This window comes from Acidovorax sp. GW101-3H11 (assembly GCF_001633105.1).
Lineage (GTDB): Bacteria > Pseudomonadota > Gammaproteobacteria > Burkholderiales > Burkholderiaceae_C > Acidovorax.
Genome location: NZ_LUKZ01000009.1, coordinates 146,254 through 161,779 on the forward strand (window position 1 = coordinate 146,254; position 15,526 = coordinate 161,779).

At 65.7% G+C, this 15,526-nt stretch carries 15 protein-coding genes; 4 read left to right on the plus strand and 11 right to left on the minus strand.

Annotated elements, in window-relative coordinates:
- Positions 1-17: 17 nt before the first annotated feature.
- The 8 genes from A1D30_RS06720 to A1D30_RS06755 all read right to left on the minus strand — a co-directional run bounded on the left by A1D30_RS06720 (position 18) and on the right by A1D30_RS06755 (position 9,576).
- Positions 18-1,223, minus strand: coding sequence for an acetyl-CoA C-acetyltransferase (locus tag A1D30_RS06720; protein WP_063460011.1), 1,206 nt, complete (start codon positions 1,221-1,223; stop codon positions 18-20).
- A gap of 213 nt (positions 1,224-1,436) precedes the next feature.
- On the minus strand, positions 1,437-2,597 hold the full coding sequence (locus A1D30_RS06725; protein WP_063460012.1) for an acyl-CoA dehydrogenase family protein: 1,161 nt from the start codon (positions 2,595-2,597) through the stop codon (positions 1,437-1,439).
- A gap of 131 nt (positions 2,598-2,728) precedes the next feature.
- A complete protein-coding gene (locus tag A1D30_RS06730) occupies positions 2,729-3,895 on the minus strand; it encodes an ABC transporter substrate-binding protein (RefSeq protein ID WP_063460013.1) in 1,167 nt (388 codons plus the stop codon).
- Between the two features lie 204 nt (positions 3,896-4,099).
- On the minus strand, positions 4,100-5,956 hold the full coding sequence (locus A1D30_RS06735; RefSeq protein WP_063460014.1) for a long-chain fatty acid--CoA ligase: 1,857 nt from the start codon (positions 5,954-5,956) through the stop codon (positions 4,100-4,102).
- Positions 5,957-5,963: 7 nt separating this feature from the next.
- A complete protein-coding gene (locus tag A1D30_RS06740) occupies positions 5,964-6,782 on the minus strand; it encodes an ABC transporter ATP-binding protein (RefSeq protein ID WP_063460015.1) in 819 nt (272 codons plus the stop codon).
- Positions 6,779-7,618: an ABC transporter ATP-binding protein gene (locus A1D30_RS06745; protein WP_063460016.1), complete on the minus strand. Its 840-nt coding sequence runs from the start codon at positions 7,616-7,618 to the stop codon at positions 6,779-6,781. Before A1D30_RS06745 ends, A1D30_RS06740 begins: the two co-directional genes overlap by 4 nt.
- Positions 7,615-8,691: a branched-chain amino acid ABC transporter permease gene (locus tag A1D30_RS06750; RefSeq protein WP_063460017.1), complete on the minus strand. Its 1,077-nt coding sequence runs from the start codon at positions 8,689-8,691 to the stop codon at positions 7,615-7,617. Before A1D30_RS06750 ends, A1D30_RS06745 begins: the two co-directional genes overlap by 4 nt.
- A gap of 9 nt (positions 8,692-8,700) precedes the next feature.
- Positions 8,701-9,576: a branched-chain amino acid ABC transporter permease gene (locus A1D30_RS06755; protein WP_063460018.1), complete on the minus strand. Its 876-nt coding sequence runs from the start codon at positions 9,574-9,576 to the stop codon at positions 8,701-8,703.
- A gap of 192 nt (positions 9,577-9,768) precedes the next feature.
- On the opposite strand from A1D30_RS06755, the gene A1D30_RS06760 reads away from it, so the two are divergent.
- Together A1D30_RS06760 and A1D30_RS06765 are read left to right on the plus strand one after the other, a co-directional pair.
- On the plus strand, positions 9,769-10,566 hold the full coding sequence (locus A1D30_RS06760) for a crotonase/enoyl-CoA hydratase family protein (protein ID WP_063460019.1): 798 nt from the start codon (positions 9,769-9,771) through the stop codon (positions 10,564-10,566).
- 108 nt (positions 10,567-10,674) lie between these two features.
- Positions 10,675-11,160 (plus strand): thioesterase family protein, encoded by a 486-nt coding sequence (locus A1D30_RS06765; RefSeq protein ID WP_063460020.1) that lies wholly within the window; start codon positions 10,675-10,677, stop codon positions 11,158-11,160.
- Between the two features lie 181 nt (positions 11,161-11,341).
- Here the strand turns inward: A1D30_RS06765 and A1D30_RS25170 are convergent, their stop codons facing one another.
- Entirely contained in the window at positions 11,342-11,800 is a 459-nt protein-coding gene (locus A1D30_RS25170; RefSeq protein WP_063460021.1) for a PaaI family thioesterase, read from the minus strand.
- Complete coding sequence (locus A1D30_RS25175; protein WP_063460022.1) at positions 11,797-12,252, minus strand: MerR family DNA-binding transcriptional regulator; 456 nt, start codon at positions 12,250-12,252, stop codon at positions 11,797-11,799. The genes A1D30_RS25170 and A1D30_RS25175 overlap by 4 nt, the downstream gene beginning before the upstream one ends.
- A 187-nt stretch (positions 12,253-12,439) precedes the next feature.
- On the opposite strand from A1D30_RS25175, the gene A1D30_RS06780 reads away from it, so the two are divergent.
- Positions 12,440-13,024, plus strand: coding sequence for a polymer-forming cytoskeletal protein (locus A1D30_RS06780; RefSeq protein ID WP_063460023.1), 585 nt, complete (start codon positions 12,440-12,442; stop codon positions 13,022-13,024).
- A gap of 66 nt (positions 13,025-13,090) precedes the next feature.
- On the opposite strand, the gene A1D30_RS06785 is transcribed toward A1D30_RS06780, so the two are convergent.
- Complete coding sequence (locus A1D30_RS06785; RefSeq protein WP_063460024.1) at positions 13,091-13,513, minus strand: acyl-CoA thioesterase; 423 nt, start codon at positions 13,511-13,513, stop codon at positions 13,091-13,093.
- 128 nt (positions 13,514-13,641) lie between these two features.
- Between A1D30_RS06785 and A1D30_RS06790 the strand changes: the two genes are divergently transcribed.
- Positions 13,642-15,489 (plus strand): ABC transporter ATP-binding protein/permease, encoded by a 1,848-nt coding sequence (locus tag A1D30_RS06790; protein ID WP_063460025.1) that lies wholly within the window; start codon positions 13,642-13,644, stop codon positions 15,487-15,489.
- Positions 15,490-15,526 lie beyond the last annotated feature (37 nt).

Genomic DNA, 15,526 nt, shown 5'->3' on the forward strand with positions numbered 1-15,526 from the left:
TCTTGTCTCCTGCCCGTTCAGATACGTTCAACGATGGTGGCAATGCCCATGCCGCCGCCCACGCACAGCGTGGCCAGGCCATAGCGCTGGCCCCGGCGGTGCAGTTCGTCAATCAGGGTGCCGAGGATCATGGCGCCCGTGGCGCCCAGCGGGTGGCCCATGGCGATGGCGCCGCCGTTCACGTTGACCTTGTCGTGCGGTACGCCCAGCTCGCGCATGAAGCGCATGGGCACGGCGGCGAAGGCCTCGTTCACTTCAAACAGATCGATCTGGTCAATGGTCATGCCCGCGCGGGCCAGCGCCTTCTTGGCAGCGGGCACGGGGCCGGTGAGCATGATGGTGGGGTCGGCGCCGCTGAGCGCAGTGGCCACGATGCGTGCGCGCGGTGTGAGGCCATGTGCCTTGGCGGCGGCCTCGTTGCCAATGAGCACGGCGGCGGCGCCATCCACAATGCCCGACGAGTTGCCCGCGTGGTGCACATGGTGGATGCGCTCCACCTGCGGGTAGCGCTGCAGCGCCACGGCATCAAAGCCCATGCCGCCCAGTTGCTCGAACGAGGCCTTGAGCGCACCCAGGCCCTCCAGCGTGGTCTTGGGTTTGATGAATTCGTCTTCCGCCAGGATGGTCTGGTCGATGAAGTCGCGCACGGGCACGACAGAGTTCTTAAAGTAGCCCGCGGCACGCGCGGCGGTGGCGCGGCGTTGGGATTCGAGCGCGAAGGCGTCCACGTCGGCGCGGGTATAGCCGTCCAGCGTGGCGATGAGGTCGGCGCCGATGCCTTGGGGCACGAACAGCGTGGCGGAGTTGGTCTCCGGGTCTTGCGCCCAGGCGCCGCCGTCGGAGCCAATGGGCACGCGGCTCATGCTCTCCACGCCGCCCGCCACCACCAGATCCTCCCAGCCGCTGCGCACTTTTTGTGCGGCAAGGTTCACGGCTTCCAGTCCCGAGGCGCAGAAGCGGTTGACCTGTACGCCCGCACAGCGAAAGTCCCACCCGGCCTTGAGCGCGGCCACCTTGGGCAGCACCGAGCCCTGTTCGCCCACGGGCGAGACGATGCCCATGACCACGTCGTCCACCGCGGCGGTATCAAAGCGGTGGCGCGCTTGCAGTTCGGTCAGCAGGCCCACCAGCAGGTCGATGGGCTTGACCTCGTGCAGGGTGCCGTCCTTCTTGCCCTTGCCGCGCGGGGTGCGCAGCGCGTCGAAAACATAGGCTTCGGTCATGGTGTGGTCTCCAGATTTGAATGAAATTGGCCGTTTGCGCGCGTCCATCAAGCGCTGATAGCTATGAATACAGTAGCGGTGGGTGGTTTCTCCACTGGCCCAGGCGCGGGCAGCCAAGCAAGGGCCGCCCCGCAGTGAGGGCTGCGTCCCCCTGCCCGCATTGCGCAGCAATGCGAGAGCGGGGGGAAGGCGCGCAGCGCCACAGGGGGGGGCTCATTTCAAGCCCATGCCGCGTGAGATGACTTCTTTCATGATCTCGTTGGTGCCGCCGTAGATGCGTTGCACGCGCGCGTCGGCGTAGGCGCGGGTGATGGGGTATTCCCACATGTAGCCGTAGCCGCCAAACATTTGCACACATTCGTCCATCACCTTGCACTGCAGGTCGGTCGTCCAGTACTTGGCCATGCTGGCGGTCTGGGTGTCGAGCTGGTCGCGCGCGATCAGCTCGCAGCATTTGTCCACAAACACGCGGGCCACCTGCACTTCGGTCTGCAGTTCGGCCAGCGTGTAGCGGGTGTTCTGGAACGATGCCACAGGCTGGCCGAAGACCTTGCGCTCTTTCACGTAGTCCAGCGTCCAGTCAATCGCGGCCTGGGCCGCGGCCACGGCGGTGATGGCGATCTGCAGGCGCTCCCAGGGCAGCTGCTCCATCAGGCAGATGAAGCCGCGTCCTTCCATGGCGGGCCCGCCCAGCAGATTCTCGGCGGGCACCTTCACGTCGTTGAAGAACAGCTCGGAGGTGTCTTGCGCCTTCATGCCCAGCTTCTTGAGGCGCTGGCCCTTTTCAAACCCGGGCATGCCACGCTCCACCAACAGCAGGCTGGTGCCCTTGGCGCCTGCGGCCGGGTCGGTCTTGGCGACCACGATCACCAGGTCGGCATGCCAGCCGTTGGTGATGAAGGTCTTGCTGCCGTTGAGCACGTAGTGCGATCCATCCGCACTCTTGATGGCCGTGGTCTTGATGCCCTGCAGGTCGCTGCCCGCAGCGGGCTCGCTCATGGCGATGGCGCCCACCACGGCGCCGCTGGCCATCTGGGGCAGGTATTTGCGCTTTTGCTCCTCGGTGCCGTAGTGCAGGATGTACGGCGCCACGATCTCGCTGTGCAGCCCAAAGCCGATGCCGGTGGTGCCCGCGCGCGCCAGCTCTTCCATCTGCGCTACCGAATACAGCTTGTCGGCCCCGGCGCCGCCGTATTCCTCGGGCAGGCTCATGCACAGAAAGCCGTTGGCGCCCGCCTGGCTCCACACCTCGCGCGCCACGTAGCCCTGGTCTTCCCAGTCGGCATGGTGGGGCGTCACTTCCTTCTCGATAAAGCGGCGAAAGCTGTCGGCAAAGGCCTGGTGCTCGGGCTGGAAGAGGGTGCGTTCGATCATGATGCTGGTCGATCCTATTTATGCAAAGTTACTGCTTGGTTAAAATCATTTTGCCATCGACGCCGCCGGAACGCACCCCCTGAAACGCAAAAAGCCGCCCGAAGGCGGCTGGGGTGAGGGCGCTTAGGTCCTCATGGCTTGACGTAGTCCGACACCACCTTCCACTTGCTGTCGGTGATCTGCGACAGGCGCGAGAGGTCGCTGCCCAGGCGCTTCTGGGGGCCAAAGGTGGCTTCTGCGCTGCCAAACATGTCGGGTGGAATCACCATGGTGTCCATGGCCTTGATGAAGCTGTCGGTGCTCAGGTTGGGGCCTGCCTTCTGCGCCGCCTTGATGAACGCATCGACCGCGTTGTAGCCATAGACCGAGAAGACGGTGGGGTCTTCGTTGAACTTGGTCTTGTACTTGTTGGCCCAGAAGCGGATGGGCTGGCTGGCCTCGTCCAGGTAGGGGTGCTGCACCGTCATGGTGGCGTAGAGGCCGTCCATGGGCTTGCCGCCCAGCTTGTGGATGAGGTCGGTGTAGGCGGCGCTGGAGCCGAGGAAGGTGGGGTTGAAGCCCGTCTTGCGCGCTTCGCCAATCGTGCCGATGGTCTCGCGGATGATGGTGCCCAGGATCACGAAGTCGCACTCCGAAGACTTCATCTTGGCGACCTGCGAAGAGAAATCGGTGGCGCCGCGCTTGTACGAGGTCTTCTCGGTGAAGTCCATGCCGATGGACTTGAGCGCAGCCTCGCCGCCGCGCATCACTTCCAGGCCGAACTCATCGTCCTGGTAGATGGTGCAGATCTTCTTGGCGCCTTTTTCCTTGATGAGCTTGGGCGCGGCCAGGCGGATCTGGTCGTAGTAGGTGGCGGCAAACGAATACTTGAGCTTGTGGAAGGGCTCGTACATTTCCCGCGCGGCCGTCACGGGGAAGAAGTTGATCACGTTCTTGCTGAACTGCACCGGCATGGCGGCCAGGTTTTGCGCCGTGCCGATGTGCGCGACCATCATGAAGATCTTGTCCTGGTTGACCAGCTTCTGCGCGGCCAGCACGGCTTTCTTGGGGTCGTAGCCTGAGTCTTCCACCTTAAGGTCGAGCTTGCGGCCATTGATGCCGCCCTGCTCGTTGGCCTCGTCCACGCGCAGCATCATGCCCAGCCGCACCTGCTTGCCAAACCCGGCCAGCGGGCCCGACAGGTCCTGGATGGAGCCCAGCGTGATGGTGTCCTTGCTCACGCCCTGGCTGGGCTGGGCTTGGGCGGAGGCACCGGCCATGGCCACGAGGGCCAGCGCGGCGATGTGATGAAACTTCATGGCACGTCTCCTTCGGTTGGATCGAAACAAACACGATCGCTCGTTATAGAACGATGCCCGGGGTGGGGCACCAGCACTTTCCCTATCTCGAACTGCGCTTTGGCCAGCGGTGTGCCCTGGCTTCGACAGGCTCAGCCCGAACGGTGGGGGCCCACCTCAACGCGCTCAGAGTCCGTTCCGCCTGAGCCTGTCGAAGGCCGGCACCTACCGGTACATCGCCTCAATCTGCGGCGCGTATTTCTGCTGCACCAGCTTGCGCTTGAGCTTCATGGTGGGCGTCAGCTCTTCGTCCTCGGCCGTGAGCTGGGTGTCGAGCAGGAAGAACTTCTTGATCTGCTCCACGCGGGCGAACTTGGCATTCACCCGGTCGATTTCGGCCTGGATCAAATCCTGCACTTCGCGAGCCCGCGTCAGGCTGGCGTAGTTGCTGAAGGGCACGTCGTGGTCCTGCGCAAACTTCTCCACGTTCTCCTGGTCGATCATGATGATCACCGTGAGGTAGGGCAGCTTGTCGCCAATCACCACGGCGTCGGTCACGTAGGGGCTGAACTTGAGTTCGTTCTCCAGCTCGCTGGGCGTGATGTTCTTGCCACCTGCCGTGATGATGATGTCCTTCATGCGGTCGGTGATGCGCAGGTAGCCGTCGGCGTCGATGGCGCCCACATCGCCCGTGTGCAGCCAGCCGTCGGCGTCGATGGTTTCGGCGGTCTTTTCGGGCAGGTTGAGGTAGCCCTTGAACACGTTGGGGCCGCGCACCAGGATCTCGCCGGTGGCGGGGTCGATGCGCACCTCGTTGTAGCTCGCCGCCGGGCCGATGGAGCCGGGCTTGATGCGCGTGGCGGGCACGCCGGTGGCGGCGCCGCAGGTCTCGGTCATGCCCCATACCTCCAGCATGGGCACACCCAGCGCCAGGTACCACTTCACCAGCTCGGGGGAGATGGGCGCGGCGCCGGTGACGAGAAAACGCGCGCGGTGGATGCCGATGAGTTTGCGCACGTTGTTGAGCGCCAGCCAGCGCGCCAGCTGGAACTGCAGCTTCAGCAACCCGCCCACCGGCTGGCCCGCCAGCACCAGGTCGGCAATGCGTGTGCCGACGCCGATGGACCAGGCATAGGCCGCCTGCTGCAGCCGCGTGGATTCCTTCAGGGCAATCATCACGCCCGAATAGAACTTCTCCCACACGCGCGGCACGGCGGTGAACACCGTGGGTGCGATCTCGCGCACGTTCTCGGGCACGGTGTCGGGGTTCTCCACAAAGTTCAGCCGTGCGCCGGTGTAGAGCGAGAAGTATTCGCCGCCCATGCGCTCGGCAATGTGGCACAGCGGCAGAAAACACATGGTCTCATCCGCCTCGCTGCGCGAGATGAGCGTGTTGTAGCCGCGCACGGTGTAGGTGAGTGCGGCATGGGTGTGCATGGCGCCCTTGGGCTTGCCCGTGGTGCCCGAGGTGTAGACCAGGATGGCCACTTCGTCGGGGCGGCAGGCCTTGACGCGCTGCATGAGGGCGTCGGGGTGCTGGGCGTTCCAGGCGCGGCCCAGCTCGCGCAGGGCGGCCAGGCTCAGCACATCGGCGTCTTGCAGGCCGCGCAGGCCTTCCATGTCGAACACGACGATCTTGCGCAGCAGCGGCAGCTGGCCGCGCACTTCCAGCGCCTTGTCGAGCTGCTCGTCGTCTTCCACAAACAGCACCGTGGTGCGCGAGTCTTCGCTCAGGTAGTGCACCTGCGCGGCCGCATCGGTGGGGTAGATGCCGTTGGCCACGCCGCCGCAGCTCAGCACGGCCAGGTCGGCCAGCACCCACTCGATGTTGGTGTTGGACAGGATGGACGCGCATTCGCCCGGCGCAAAACCCAGCGACATCAGGCCGCCCGCAATCTCGCGCACAGCGTCGGCCGTCTGGTTCCAGGTCCAGCTCTTCCAGATGCCCAGCTCTTTCTGGCGCATCCACACGCGCGGGCCACGCTCGGCCACGGCGTTCCAGAACATGGCGGGGATGGTGCTGCCGGCCAGCACGTCGATGCCCGCAGGTTGGATATGAGAAAGGTTCCAGAGATTGCTCATACCGTCCTCATCGCCATGTTTTCTTTTTCTTCCACCGCCGCTCGCCCCGCACGCCTTCATCCTTCATGCCGAGGTAGAACTCCTTGATGTCGTCCTTCTCGCGCAGGCGCTCGCAGCTGTCTTCCATCACGATGCGGCCGTTCTCCAGCACGTAGCCGTAGTCCGATGCGTTCAGGGCCATGTTGGCGTTTTGCTCCACCAGCAGGATGGTGGTACCGCGCTCGCGGTTGATGCGCACCACGATCTCGAAGATCTCCTTGGTGAGCTTGGGCGACAGGCCCAGGCTGGGCTCGTCCAGCAGGATCAGCTCGGGCGCGGCCATGAGCGCGCGCGAGATGGCCAGCATCTGCTGCTGCCCTCCGGAGAGTAGGCCCGCGTCCTGCGCGGCGCGCTCCTTGAGGATGGGGAAGTAGCCGAACACGGTCTCGATGTCGCGTGCCACCCCGTCCTTGTCGGCGCGTGTGTAGGCGCCCATCAGCAGGTTGTCGCGCACCGACAGCAGCGGGAACACCTCGCGCCCCTCGGGCACATGCATCAGGCCCCGGCGCACGATGGCGGCCGGGTCGCGGGCGGTGATGTCCTGGCCCTGGAATTCGATGGAGCCCTTGCGCGGGTCGATGATGCCGCTGATGGTTTTGAGGATGGTCGTCTTGCCCGCGCCGTTGCTGCCCAGCACGGCGGCGATCTCGCCACGCCGCACCTGCAGGCTCACGCCCCGGATGGCCTTGATGGGGCCGTAGGCGCTCTCCACGTTCTGCAGGCGCAGCAGGGGCTGGTCCGCTGCGGCTACAGCGGACGGGTTGTTGGCGGCCAGCACGGCGCTCATGTGCGGACTCCCATGGTGGAGCCTGCCGGACGGCGCAGGTTGCTCACGTCGTCAATCGTGCCCAGGTAGGCCTCGACCACACCGGGGTGCGTCTGCACCTCGCGCGGCGTGCCCATGGCCACCACCTCGCCCTGGTTCATGGCCAGCACGCGGTCGGACACCTTGGACACGAGCGACATGTCGTGCTCCACCATCAGCACCGTGATGCCCAGCTCGTGCTGGATGTCCTGGATCCAGAAGGCCATGTCGTCGGTCTCCTCCACGTTCAGGCCCGAGGAGGGCTCGTCAAGCAGCAGCAGCTTTGGCTCGGTGCACAGCGCACGGGCCAGCTCCACCACCTTGCGCACGCCATAGGGCAGGCCCGCCACCATGGTGTCGCGGTAGTGCTGCAGGTCGAGAAAGTCGATGATCTGCTCGGCCTTCTCGCGCGCCTGGATTTCCCCTTCGCGCACCTTGCGGGTGAAGAACATCTCGGCCCACAGACTGCTGTGCTGCTGCGTGTGGCGGCCGATCAGCAGGTTGTGCAGCACGCTCGCGTGCTCGAACAGCTCGATGTTCTGGAAGGTGCGCGCAATGCCCAGGCTGGCCACCTTGTGGGGCGGCTGGTCGGTCAGCGGCAGCATGGCGCCGCCCGGGCCCGCATAGGCAATGGTGCCGGTGGTGGGCGTGTAGATGCGGCTGATGAGGTTGAACACCGTGGTCTTGCCTGCGCCATTGGGGCCGATGAGGGTGAACACCTCGCCGCGCCGCACGTCAAAGCTCACGTTGTTGACCGCCAGCACGCCGCCAAAGCGCACGCTGAGGTTCTGTGCCGAAAGCAGGGTGTCGTTGGTCATTTCAACCTGTCCGATTTCTGGAACGACTTCTGCCGCTTGAACATGCCCTGGCGGTAGAACGGAAACATCTGCAGCCAGGTGCGCACCTTGAGCCAGCGGCCGTACAGCCCCATGGGCTCGAACAGCACAAAGGCAATGAGCACCGCGCCATACACCACCGCTTGCAGGCCCGGCGCCTGGCCGATGGCCGCAGGCAGCCAGTCCTTGCTCAGCGAGATCATCTGCGGCATCGAGATCAGGAAGATCGCGCCCAGGAACGCCCCGTGCACCGAGCCGAGGCCACCGATCACGATCATGAGCAGCAGGTCGATGGACTGCAGGATGTTGAATTGGTCCGGCGAGATGAACTGCAGCTTGTGGGCGTACAGCGCGCCACCCACGCCCGCCAGCGCGGCCGACAGCGAGAACGACAGCGTCTTGTAGCGCGCCAGGTGGATGCCCATGCTCTGCGCCGAGATTTCTGAATCGCGGATGGCGACAAACGCGCGCCCCGTGGGCGAGCGCAGCAGGTTCAGGATGGCCAGGGTGCTGACCACGGCAATCACCAGGCACAGAAAGTAGAACGACTCGGTGGACTCGAACGAGTAGCCGAACATCTGCGGCGGCACCAAGTGTTTGCCCGAGTTGCCACCCGTCACCGACTCCCAGCGCGCAAACACCTCTTCGACGATGAAGCCAAACGACAGCGTGGCCATGCCGAGGTAGATGCCCTTGACGCGCAGCGCGGGCAGGCCGACCACCACACCCACGGCGGCCGACAACCCTGCGGCGCAGGCCAGCGACAGCGCAAACGGCCAGCCCATGCCGGTGAGCACGGCTTGGGTGTACGCACCCACGCCCAGAAACGCTGCATGCCCCAGCGAGAAAAGCCCCGTGAAACCCGCCAGCAGCATCAGCCCCAGGCCCACGATGGAGTAGATGAGCACAAAGGTGAGCTGCGCCAGCCAGTATTCAGGCGCGACCCAGGGCGCGGCGACCAGCGTCAGGCCCAGCAGGCTGTACCAGAACACATGGCCGCCATGTTTGGCCAGGCGGATGTCTTGCGCGTACGAGGTCTTGAAGATGAAACGCATGGTTGTCTTTCAGACCTTTTTACGGAGCTTCTCGCCGAACAGTCCATTCGGTTTGACCATCAGCATGATCAGCACCACGATGTACGCCGCTGTGTCCTTGAAACCGTCGGGCAGGTAAAAGCCCGAGAGCGACTCGACGATGCCAATCACCAGCCCGCCGACGATGGCACCGGGCAAGCTGCCAAAGCCGCCCACCACGGCGGCCGGGAAAGCCTTGAGCCCGATGAACCCCATGTTGGCGTGCACAAAGGTGATGGGTGCCAGCAGCAGCCCGGCCACCGCCGCCACCACGGCCGCCAGCCCCCAGGCCAGGCCGTTGAGCCGCTGCACCGGGATGCCCATGTAGTAGGCCGCCAGCTGGTTTTGCGATGCGGCCTGCATCGCAATGCCCAGCTTGCTGTAGCGGAACATCGCAAACAGCAGCACACACAGCGCACCCGTGGCGCCGATCACCACCAGCTGCTCGGCGCTGACCACCAGCTCGCCCAGCCGCAGGGACTGGTCCTTGTAGGGCACGGGCAGCGTATGCGTGTCGGTGCCGATGTTGGGGATCATGGTGACCAGGCCGCGCAGCACATAGCCGATGCCGATGGTGAGCATGACGATGGAGAACGCAGGCTGGCCGAGGATGGGGCGGATCACTGCGCGCTCGACCAGCACCCCGAACAGCCCCATGGCCACCACGCTGGCCAGCACCGCCACCCAGAAGGGAAAGCCCAGCACGGTCATCAGCGCCAGGCCGCAGAACGCGCCGAGCATCATGAGTTCGCCCTGCGCAAAACTCACGGTTTCGGTGGCTTTGTAGATGAGGACAAAACCCAGCGCGATCAGCCCGTAGATGCACCCCTGGGAGACACCGCTGATCAACAGTTGCACAAATTGCACCCTGGCTCTCCAGAAGATTTTTACAAAGCGGTTGCTTTGCATAAATAATGCTGCCTGCGACCGCTGCCCACCGCACTCGGGGCTAACCCTGATGGGGGGCGTGATCGGGTAGCGGCGGATATTGACCCAGCACCAACCCCCGCGCAATAGGAGTTACGTCGGGTGCATATAGCCCGCCCACAGGAGAACCCCATGTCCGTAGAGGTGGAAACGCAAGGCCGTGTCACGCTGGTGACACTGCACAGGCCGGATGTGCGCAACGCGGTGGACGCAACCACGGCGCAGGCCTTGCACGCCGCATTTGTCGCGTTCGACCAGGACGCGCAGGCCGACGTGGCCGTGTTCCACGGTGCAGGCGGGCATTTCTGTGCGGGCTGGGATCTGCAGTCGGGCGCGCGTTTGCTGGCCGGCGGTGTGGCGCCCGAGGCGCTGGCGCAATCGCTCGATTTCGCCGCCGATGCGGTCCACCCGCCGGGGCCGATGGGCCCGAGCCGATTGCAGCTGTCCAAGCCCGTGATCGCGGCAATTGAAGGCGCAGCCGTGGCGGGCGGCATGGAGCTGGCGCTGTGGTGCGACCTGCGCGTGATGGCCGAGGACGCGTACATGGGCGTGTTCTGCCGCCGCTTTGGTGTGCCCCTGATCGACGGCGGCACCGTGCGGCTGCCGCGCCTGGTGGGCTTGTCGCACGCGCTGGACCTGATCCTGACCGGCCGCAAGGTCGAGGCCGACGAGGCCTTGCGCATCGGCCTGTGCAACCGTGTGGTGCCTGCGGGCCAGGCGCTGCAGGCGGCGCTGGCGCTGGCACACACGCTGGCCGCCTTCCCGCAGGCCACGCTGCGCGCCGACCGCGCGAGTGCGCTGGCGGGCGAGGGCCTGCCGCTGCAGCAGGCGCTGCTGCAGGAGTGGGCCGGTGGGCGCGAATGCCTGGCCGAAGCGCTGCGCGGGGCCACCCGGTTTGCCGACGGGGAAGGGCGTCATGGCAAGTTTTAGATAAAAATGGCCGCTTGCGCCTGTCCATCAAGCGCTGATAGCTACAAAATCAGGAGCATTCGGGGCTGTGCCCCTTGTTCCCCACACACCATCCATCCCAGGAGACCCATGAGCAAATCCGCGCCCCCCGCCCCGCAAGCCTTCGAGCCCGCCTTCATCGCCGGGCTCAAGGCCATCTTTGAAGAGAAGATCGTGTTCAACCAGGTGCTGGGCCTCAAGATCACGTCGCTGGCGCCCGATGGCGTGGTGGGCCGCATCGACATGAAGCCCGACCTGGTGGGCCACTACGCCTACAACCGCATCCATGGCGGTGTGATCAGCGCGGGGCTCGACGCCATGGGCGGCCTGGCCGTGATGGCCGCGATTGGTGCCAAACACCTGGACGAGCCGCCCGAGCAGCGCCTGCACCGCTTTGCCAAGCTGGGCACCATCGACCTGCGCATTGACTACCTGCGCCCCGGCATTGGCAGCCACTTCGAGCTGCGCGCCCAGGTGCTGCGCCTGGGCTCGCGCGTGGCCACCACGCGCATGGAGTTTCTGGGGCCGGACGGGCAGATCATGTCGGCCGGGGCGGCGGCCTACATCGTGTCCTGATCTCTAGGGACCCTCTGCACGAATCAGCGCGCCGTGTGCATCAGCGGGCTCGGGCGGCCTGCTGCATTGCCAATACTCGCAATAGCTACGGCTATTGCTGCGTCAATTTTTCCAGTTCAGCGCCTTGCAGCCCCTCCCGATCCGCTGCGCACACTTGCCGCTTGACTCGTGCAGAGGGGCCCTAGGCGACCGGCCGAGGCTCCAGGTTGCGCGCCGTGCCCAGCCAGGTGGCGCACAGCGTCTCGGCGCCCGATGCGTCCACCGCCAGCACGTCGGCGGCGCAGATGCTCAGCACCCGGCCCGCGTCCACCACGCGGCCCCGCGCGCGCAGGCAGGCGCCGCGCGCCGGGGCAAACAGCTTGACCGTGCCATCCACCGTGGCGTTGGCCCAGCCGGGCGGCAGCAGGCTGCCTGCAGCGGCCACGGCGGCGAAGTCGCCCAGCGCATACACGGCCGTGGCCTGCAGCTGGCCGGGGCGAAAGCAGAACGATTCCAGGATGGGCATCTCCAGCGTCACGGCGCCCGGCGCGGTATGCACGAAGCGCAGGCCCAGGGTGCGCGCCATGGGCATGGCCAGCACGGCGGCCTGCAGCTGCTGCAGGGCGGGCTCGGTGTTGGTGGCAGAGGTGTCGGGGGTCATGGGCGGTCTCCTTGTGAAAGCGGGGTGGGGGCGCGGCGCACCCGGGGCCAGGGTGCACGCGGTGGGGTGCCGCTGGCGGCAGGGCGCTGGCGTGTTGCCTGCTCCGCCTGGCGGGCGCGCAGCCACTGCACATGGTCCAGCGCCTGCTGGTGCTGGGCCTGCAGCGCCGCGATCTGCGCCTGGATCTCGTCGGCGCGGGCCTGCACCACATCGGCCAGGCCACCGGGGCCGATGCGGCCACGCCGCCAGGCGAGCAGGTGGCTGCGGATCTGCGGTACGCCAAACCCGAGTGCGCGCGACATGGCAATGAACACCACCTCGCGCCGCGCCGAGGGGGCGTAGTGGCGGTAGCCATTGGGCAGGCGTTCAGGGCGCAGCAGCCCGGCACGTTCGTAGTGGCGCAGCGCATGCACGGTGACGCCGGTGAGGCGGGCGAGTTCGGATATCTGCATGGGGGGCAGACTATCAAGCTTCGCGCTGCGCGAGGCTTGCGCAGGTGACAGGGGGTGTCACGCTGTGTGGTCTTGCAAGCCCTGCAAGCGCATGCAACGACCGAACCGTTTGGTTACTGTTCTTGCGTAACAGGGGCATCTTTCGCTAGATGCGAAACCTAGCATGGCCTCTTTTCAAGGAGATCTGATGGCCGTGCAAAACCCCTTCTTTGGCAAGCGTGAACCCGAGTCGTTCCAACCCCGCAGCAGCACCACTTCAGGCTCCGTGTTGGGCAGCAGTGCGGTGCACAACAGCGCAGCGTCGGCGCAGCCGACCGCACCGGCAGCCCCCAAGCCCAGCAGCGCCAGCGACAGCACGGGCAGCAAGCTCACGGTGGGCCCCAACATCAAGCTCAAGGGCGTGGAGATCACCGACTGCGACACGCTCGTGGTCGAGGGCACCGTCGAGGCCACCATGGATTCGCGCGTGATCCAGATTTCGGAAAACGGGGCTTTCAAGGGCTCGGCCGAGATCGACATTGCCGAGATCCACGGCGAATTCAACGGCACGCTCACCGTGCGCCAGAAGCTCGTGATCTACAGCTCGGGCAAGGTCAACGGCAAGATCCGCTACGGCAAGCTGGTGGTGGAAGAGGGCGGCCAGCTGGCGGGCGAGATCGAGGCGGGGTTCTCCTCTGCTTCATCGTCGTCATCCAGCGCCTCCAGCAGCAGCCATCTGCAGCGCGGGGCCGGGCCTTTGCGCACCGAACCGGCCACTGCTCTGGCGGCCTGACGCCCGTATCTGCGCGCCGCCGCGAGCGGCGCGTCACTGCGGCGCCGTCACGCGAACGCGCCGCACTCAGGCCGGTGCGTCGTGCTTGGGCACCGGGCGCGGGCGGCCCTGGTTATCAATGGCCACATAGGTCAGGCGCGCCTCGGTCACCTTCACATACTGCCCCTGAGCAGAAAAACGCTCGGCATACACCTCCACCTCCACGGTGACCGAGGTGTTGCCCACGCGCGTGATGGCCGAGAAGAACGACAGGATGTCGCCCACGCGCACGGGCTGCTTGAAGATGAATTCATTGACCGCCACCGTGGCCATGCGGCCCTGGATGTAGCGCGCGGGCAGCACGGATCCCGCCAGGTCCACCTGCGCCATCACCCATCCGCCAAAGATGTCGCCATTGCCGTTGGTGTCGGCGGGCATAGGGATGACCTTGAGCACCAGTTCCTTGTCGGTGGGCAATGCGGCGGGTGGTGGGCTGAAAACGGCAGACATGGGCACAATCTCGGTTGGGGCTGAGCCAATCCTTGGGGAAACCGGTGGTTTCACCAGGCCTTGCGCCCCGAGAAAAACCACCTGGGCATCAGCCAGGTCGGTAAAAACAACAACCGGAATTGTCCCCCATGCGCCACCACGGCGAAACTGCCCCCACCGCTGCCGGTGCCATTGCCCCCGCCCCCGCCGCTGGCACCACCCCGCCCGCCCCGTCCGACTGGGCCACCCTGCACCGGCTCCTGCCCTACCTGTGGCAATACAAATGGCGCGTGATCGCCGCCATCGTCTTCATGGTGGGCGCCAAGTTTGCCAACGTGGGCGTGCCCATCCTGCTCAAGACGCTGGTCGATGCCATGAGCCTGCAGCCCGGCGACCCGGCCGCCTTGCTGGTGGTGCCCGTGGGGCTGCTCGTGGCCTATGGCGCGCTGCGGCTGTCCACCTCGCTGTTCACCGAACTGCGCGAGCTGGTGTTTGCCAAGGCCACCCAGGGCGCGGCGCGCTCGATTGCGCTGCAGACCTTCGAGCACCTGCACGCCCTGAGCCTGCGTTTTCACCTGGAGCGCCAGACCGGCGGCATGACGCGCGATATCGAACGCGGCGTGCGCGGCATCGAGTCGCTGATCTCGTTCACCCTGTTCAACGTGGTCGCCACTCTGGTCGAGGTGGTGCTGGTGCTCTCGGTGCTGGCCATCAAGTTCGATGCCTGGTTTGCGTGGATCACGCTGGCGGCGCTGGCGCTGTACATCCTCTTCACGGTGCTGGTGACCGAGTGGCGCACCCAGTTCCGCCGCGAGGCCAACGAGTTCGACTCGGCCGCGCATTCCAAGGCCGTGGATTCGCTGCTCAACTACGAGACGGTGAAGTACTTCAACAACGAGGGCTTCGAGGCCCGCCGCTACGACGAAAGCCTGGAGCGCCTGCGCCGCGCGCGGCTCAAGAGCCAGACCACGCTGTCCCTGCTCAACACCGGCCAGCAGCTCATCATTGCCGTGGGCCTGGTGGCTATGCTCTGGCGCGCCACGCAGGGCGTGGTCGATGGCCGCATGACGCTGGGCGATCTGGTGATGGTCAACGCGTTCATGATCCAGCTGTACATCCCGCTCAACTTCCTGGGCGTGATCTACCGCGAGATCAAGCAGAGCCTCACCGACCTGGACAAGATGTTCACGCTGATGGATAAGGAGCGCGAGGTGGCCGACGCCCCCGGCGCCCAGCCGCTGGCGGGGCTGGACCAGCCCACCGTGCGCTTCGAGGACGTGGTGTTTGCCTACGATCCCAAGGAGGGGCGCACCATCCTGCACGGTGTGAGCTTCGAGATTCCGGCGGGCAAGACCGTGGCGGTGGTCGGGCCTTCGGGCTCGGGCAAGAGCACGCTGGCGCGGCTGCTGTTTCGCTTTTATGACATCCAGCAGGGCCGCATCACCATTGCCGGGCAGGAAATCCGCAGCGTGACGCAGGGCAGCGTGCGCCAGGCGATTGGCATCGTGCCGCAGGACACGGTGTTGTTCAACGATACCGTGGCCTACAACATCGCCTACGGCCGCCCTGGCGCCACGCAGGACGAGATCGAATCCGCCGCCCGCGCCGCGCGCATCCACGACTTCATTGCCAGCACGCCCAAGGGCTACGCCACCATGGTGGGCGAGCGGGGGCTCAAGCTCTCGGGCGGTGAAAAGCAGCGCGTGGCGATTGCGCGCACCCTGCTCAAGAACCCGCCCATCCTGATCTTTGACGAGGCCACCAGCGCGCTGGACTCGGCCAACGAACGCGCCATCCAGGCCGAGCTGCAGGGCGTGGCGCAGAACAAGACCACGCTGGTGATTGCGCACCGCCTGTCCACGGTGGTGGACGCGCACGAGATCTTGGTCATGGACGCGGGCCGCATCATCGAACGCGGCACGCACGCGCAGCTGCTGGCCCTGGGCGGCCGTTACGCCAGCATGTGGTCTCTCCAGCAAAGCGACCCATCGGCCTGATCCGCGCCTCCTTGCCTTTTTTCACTTTTTTGCGATA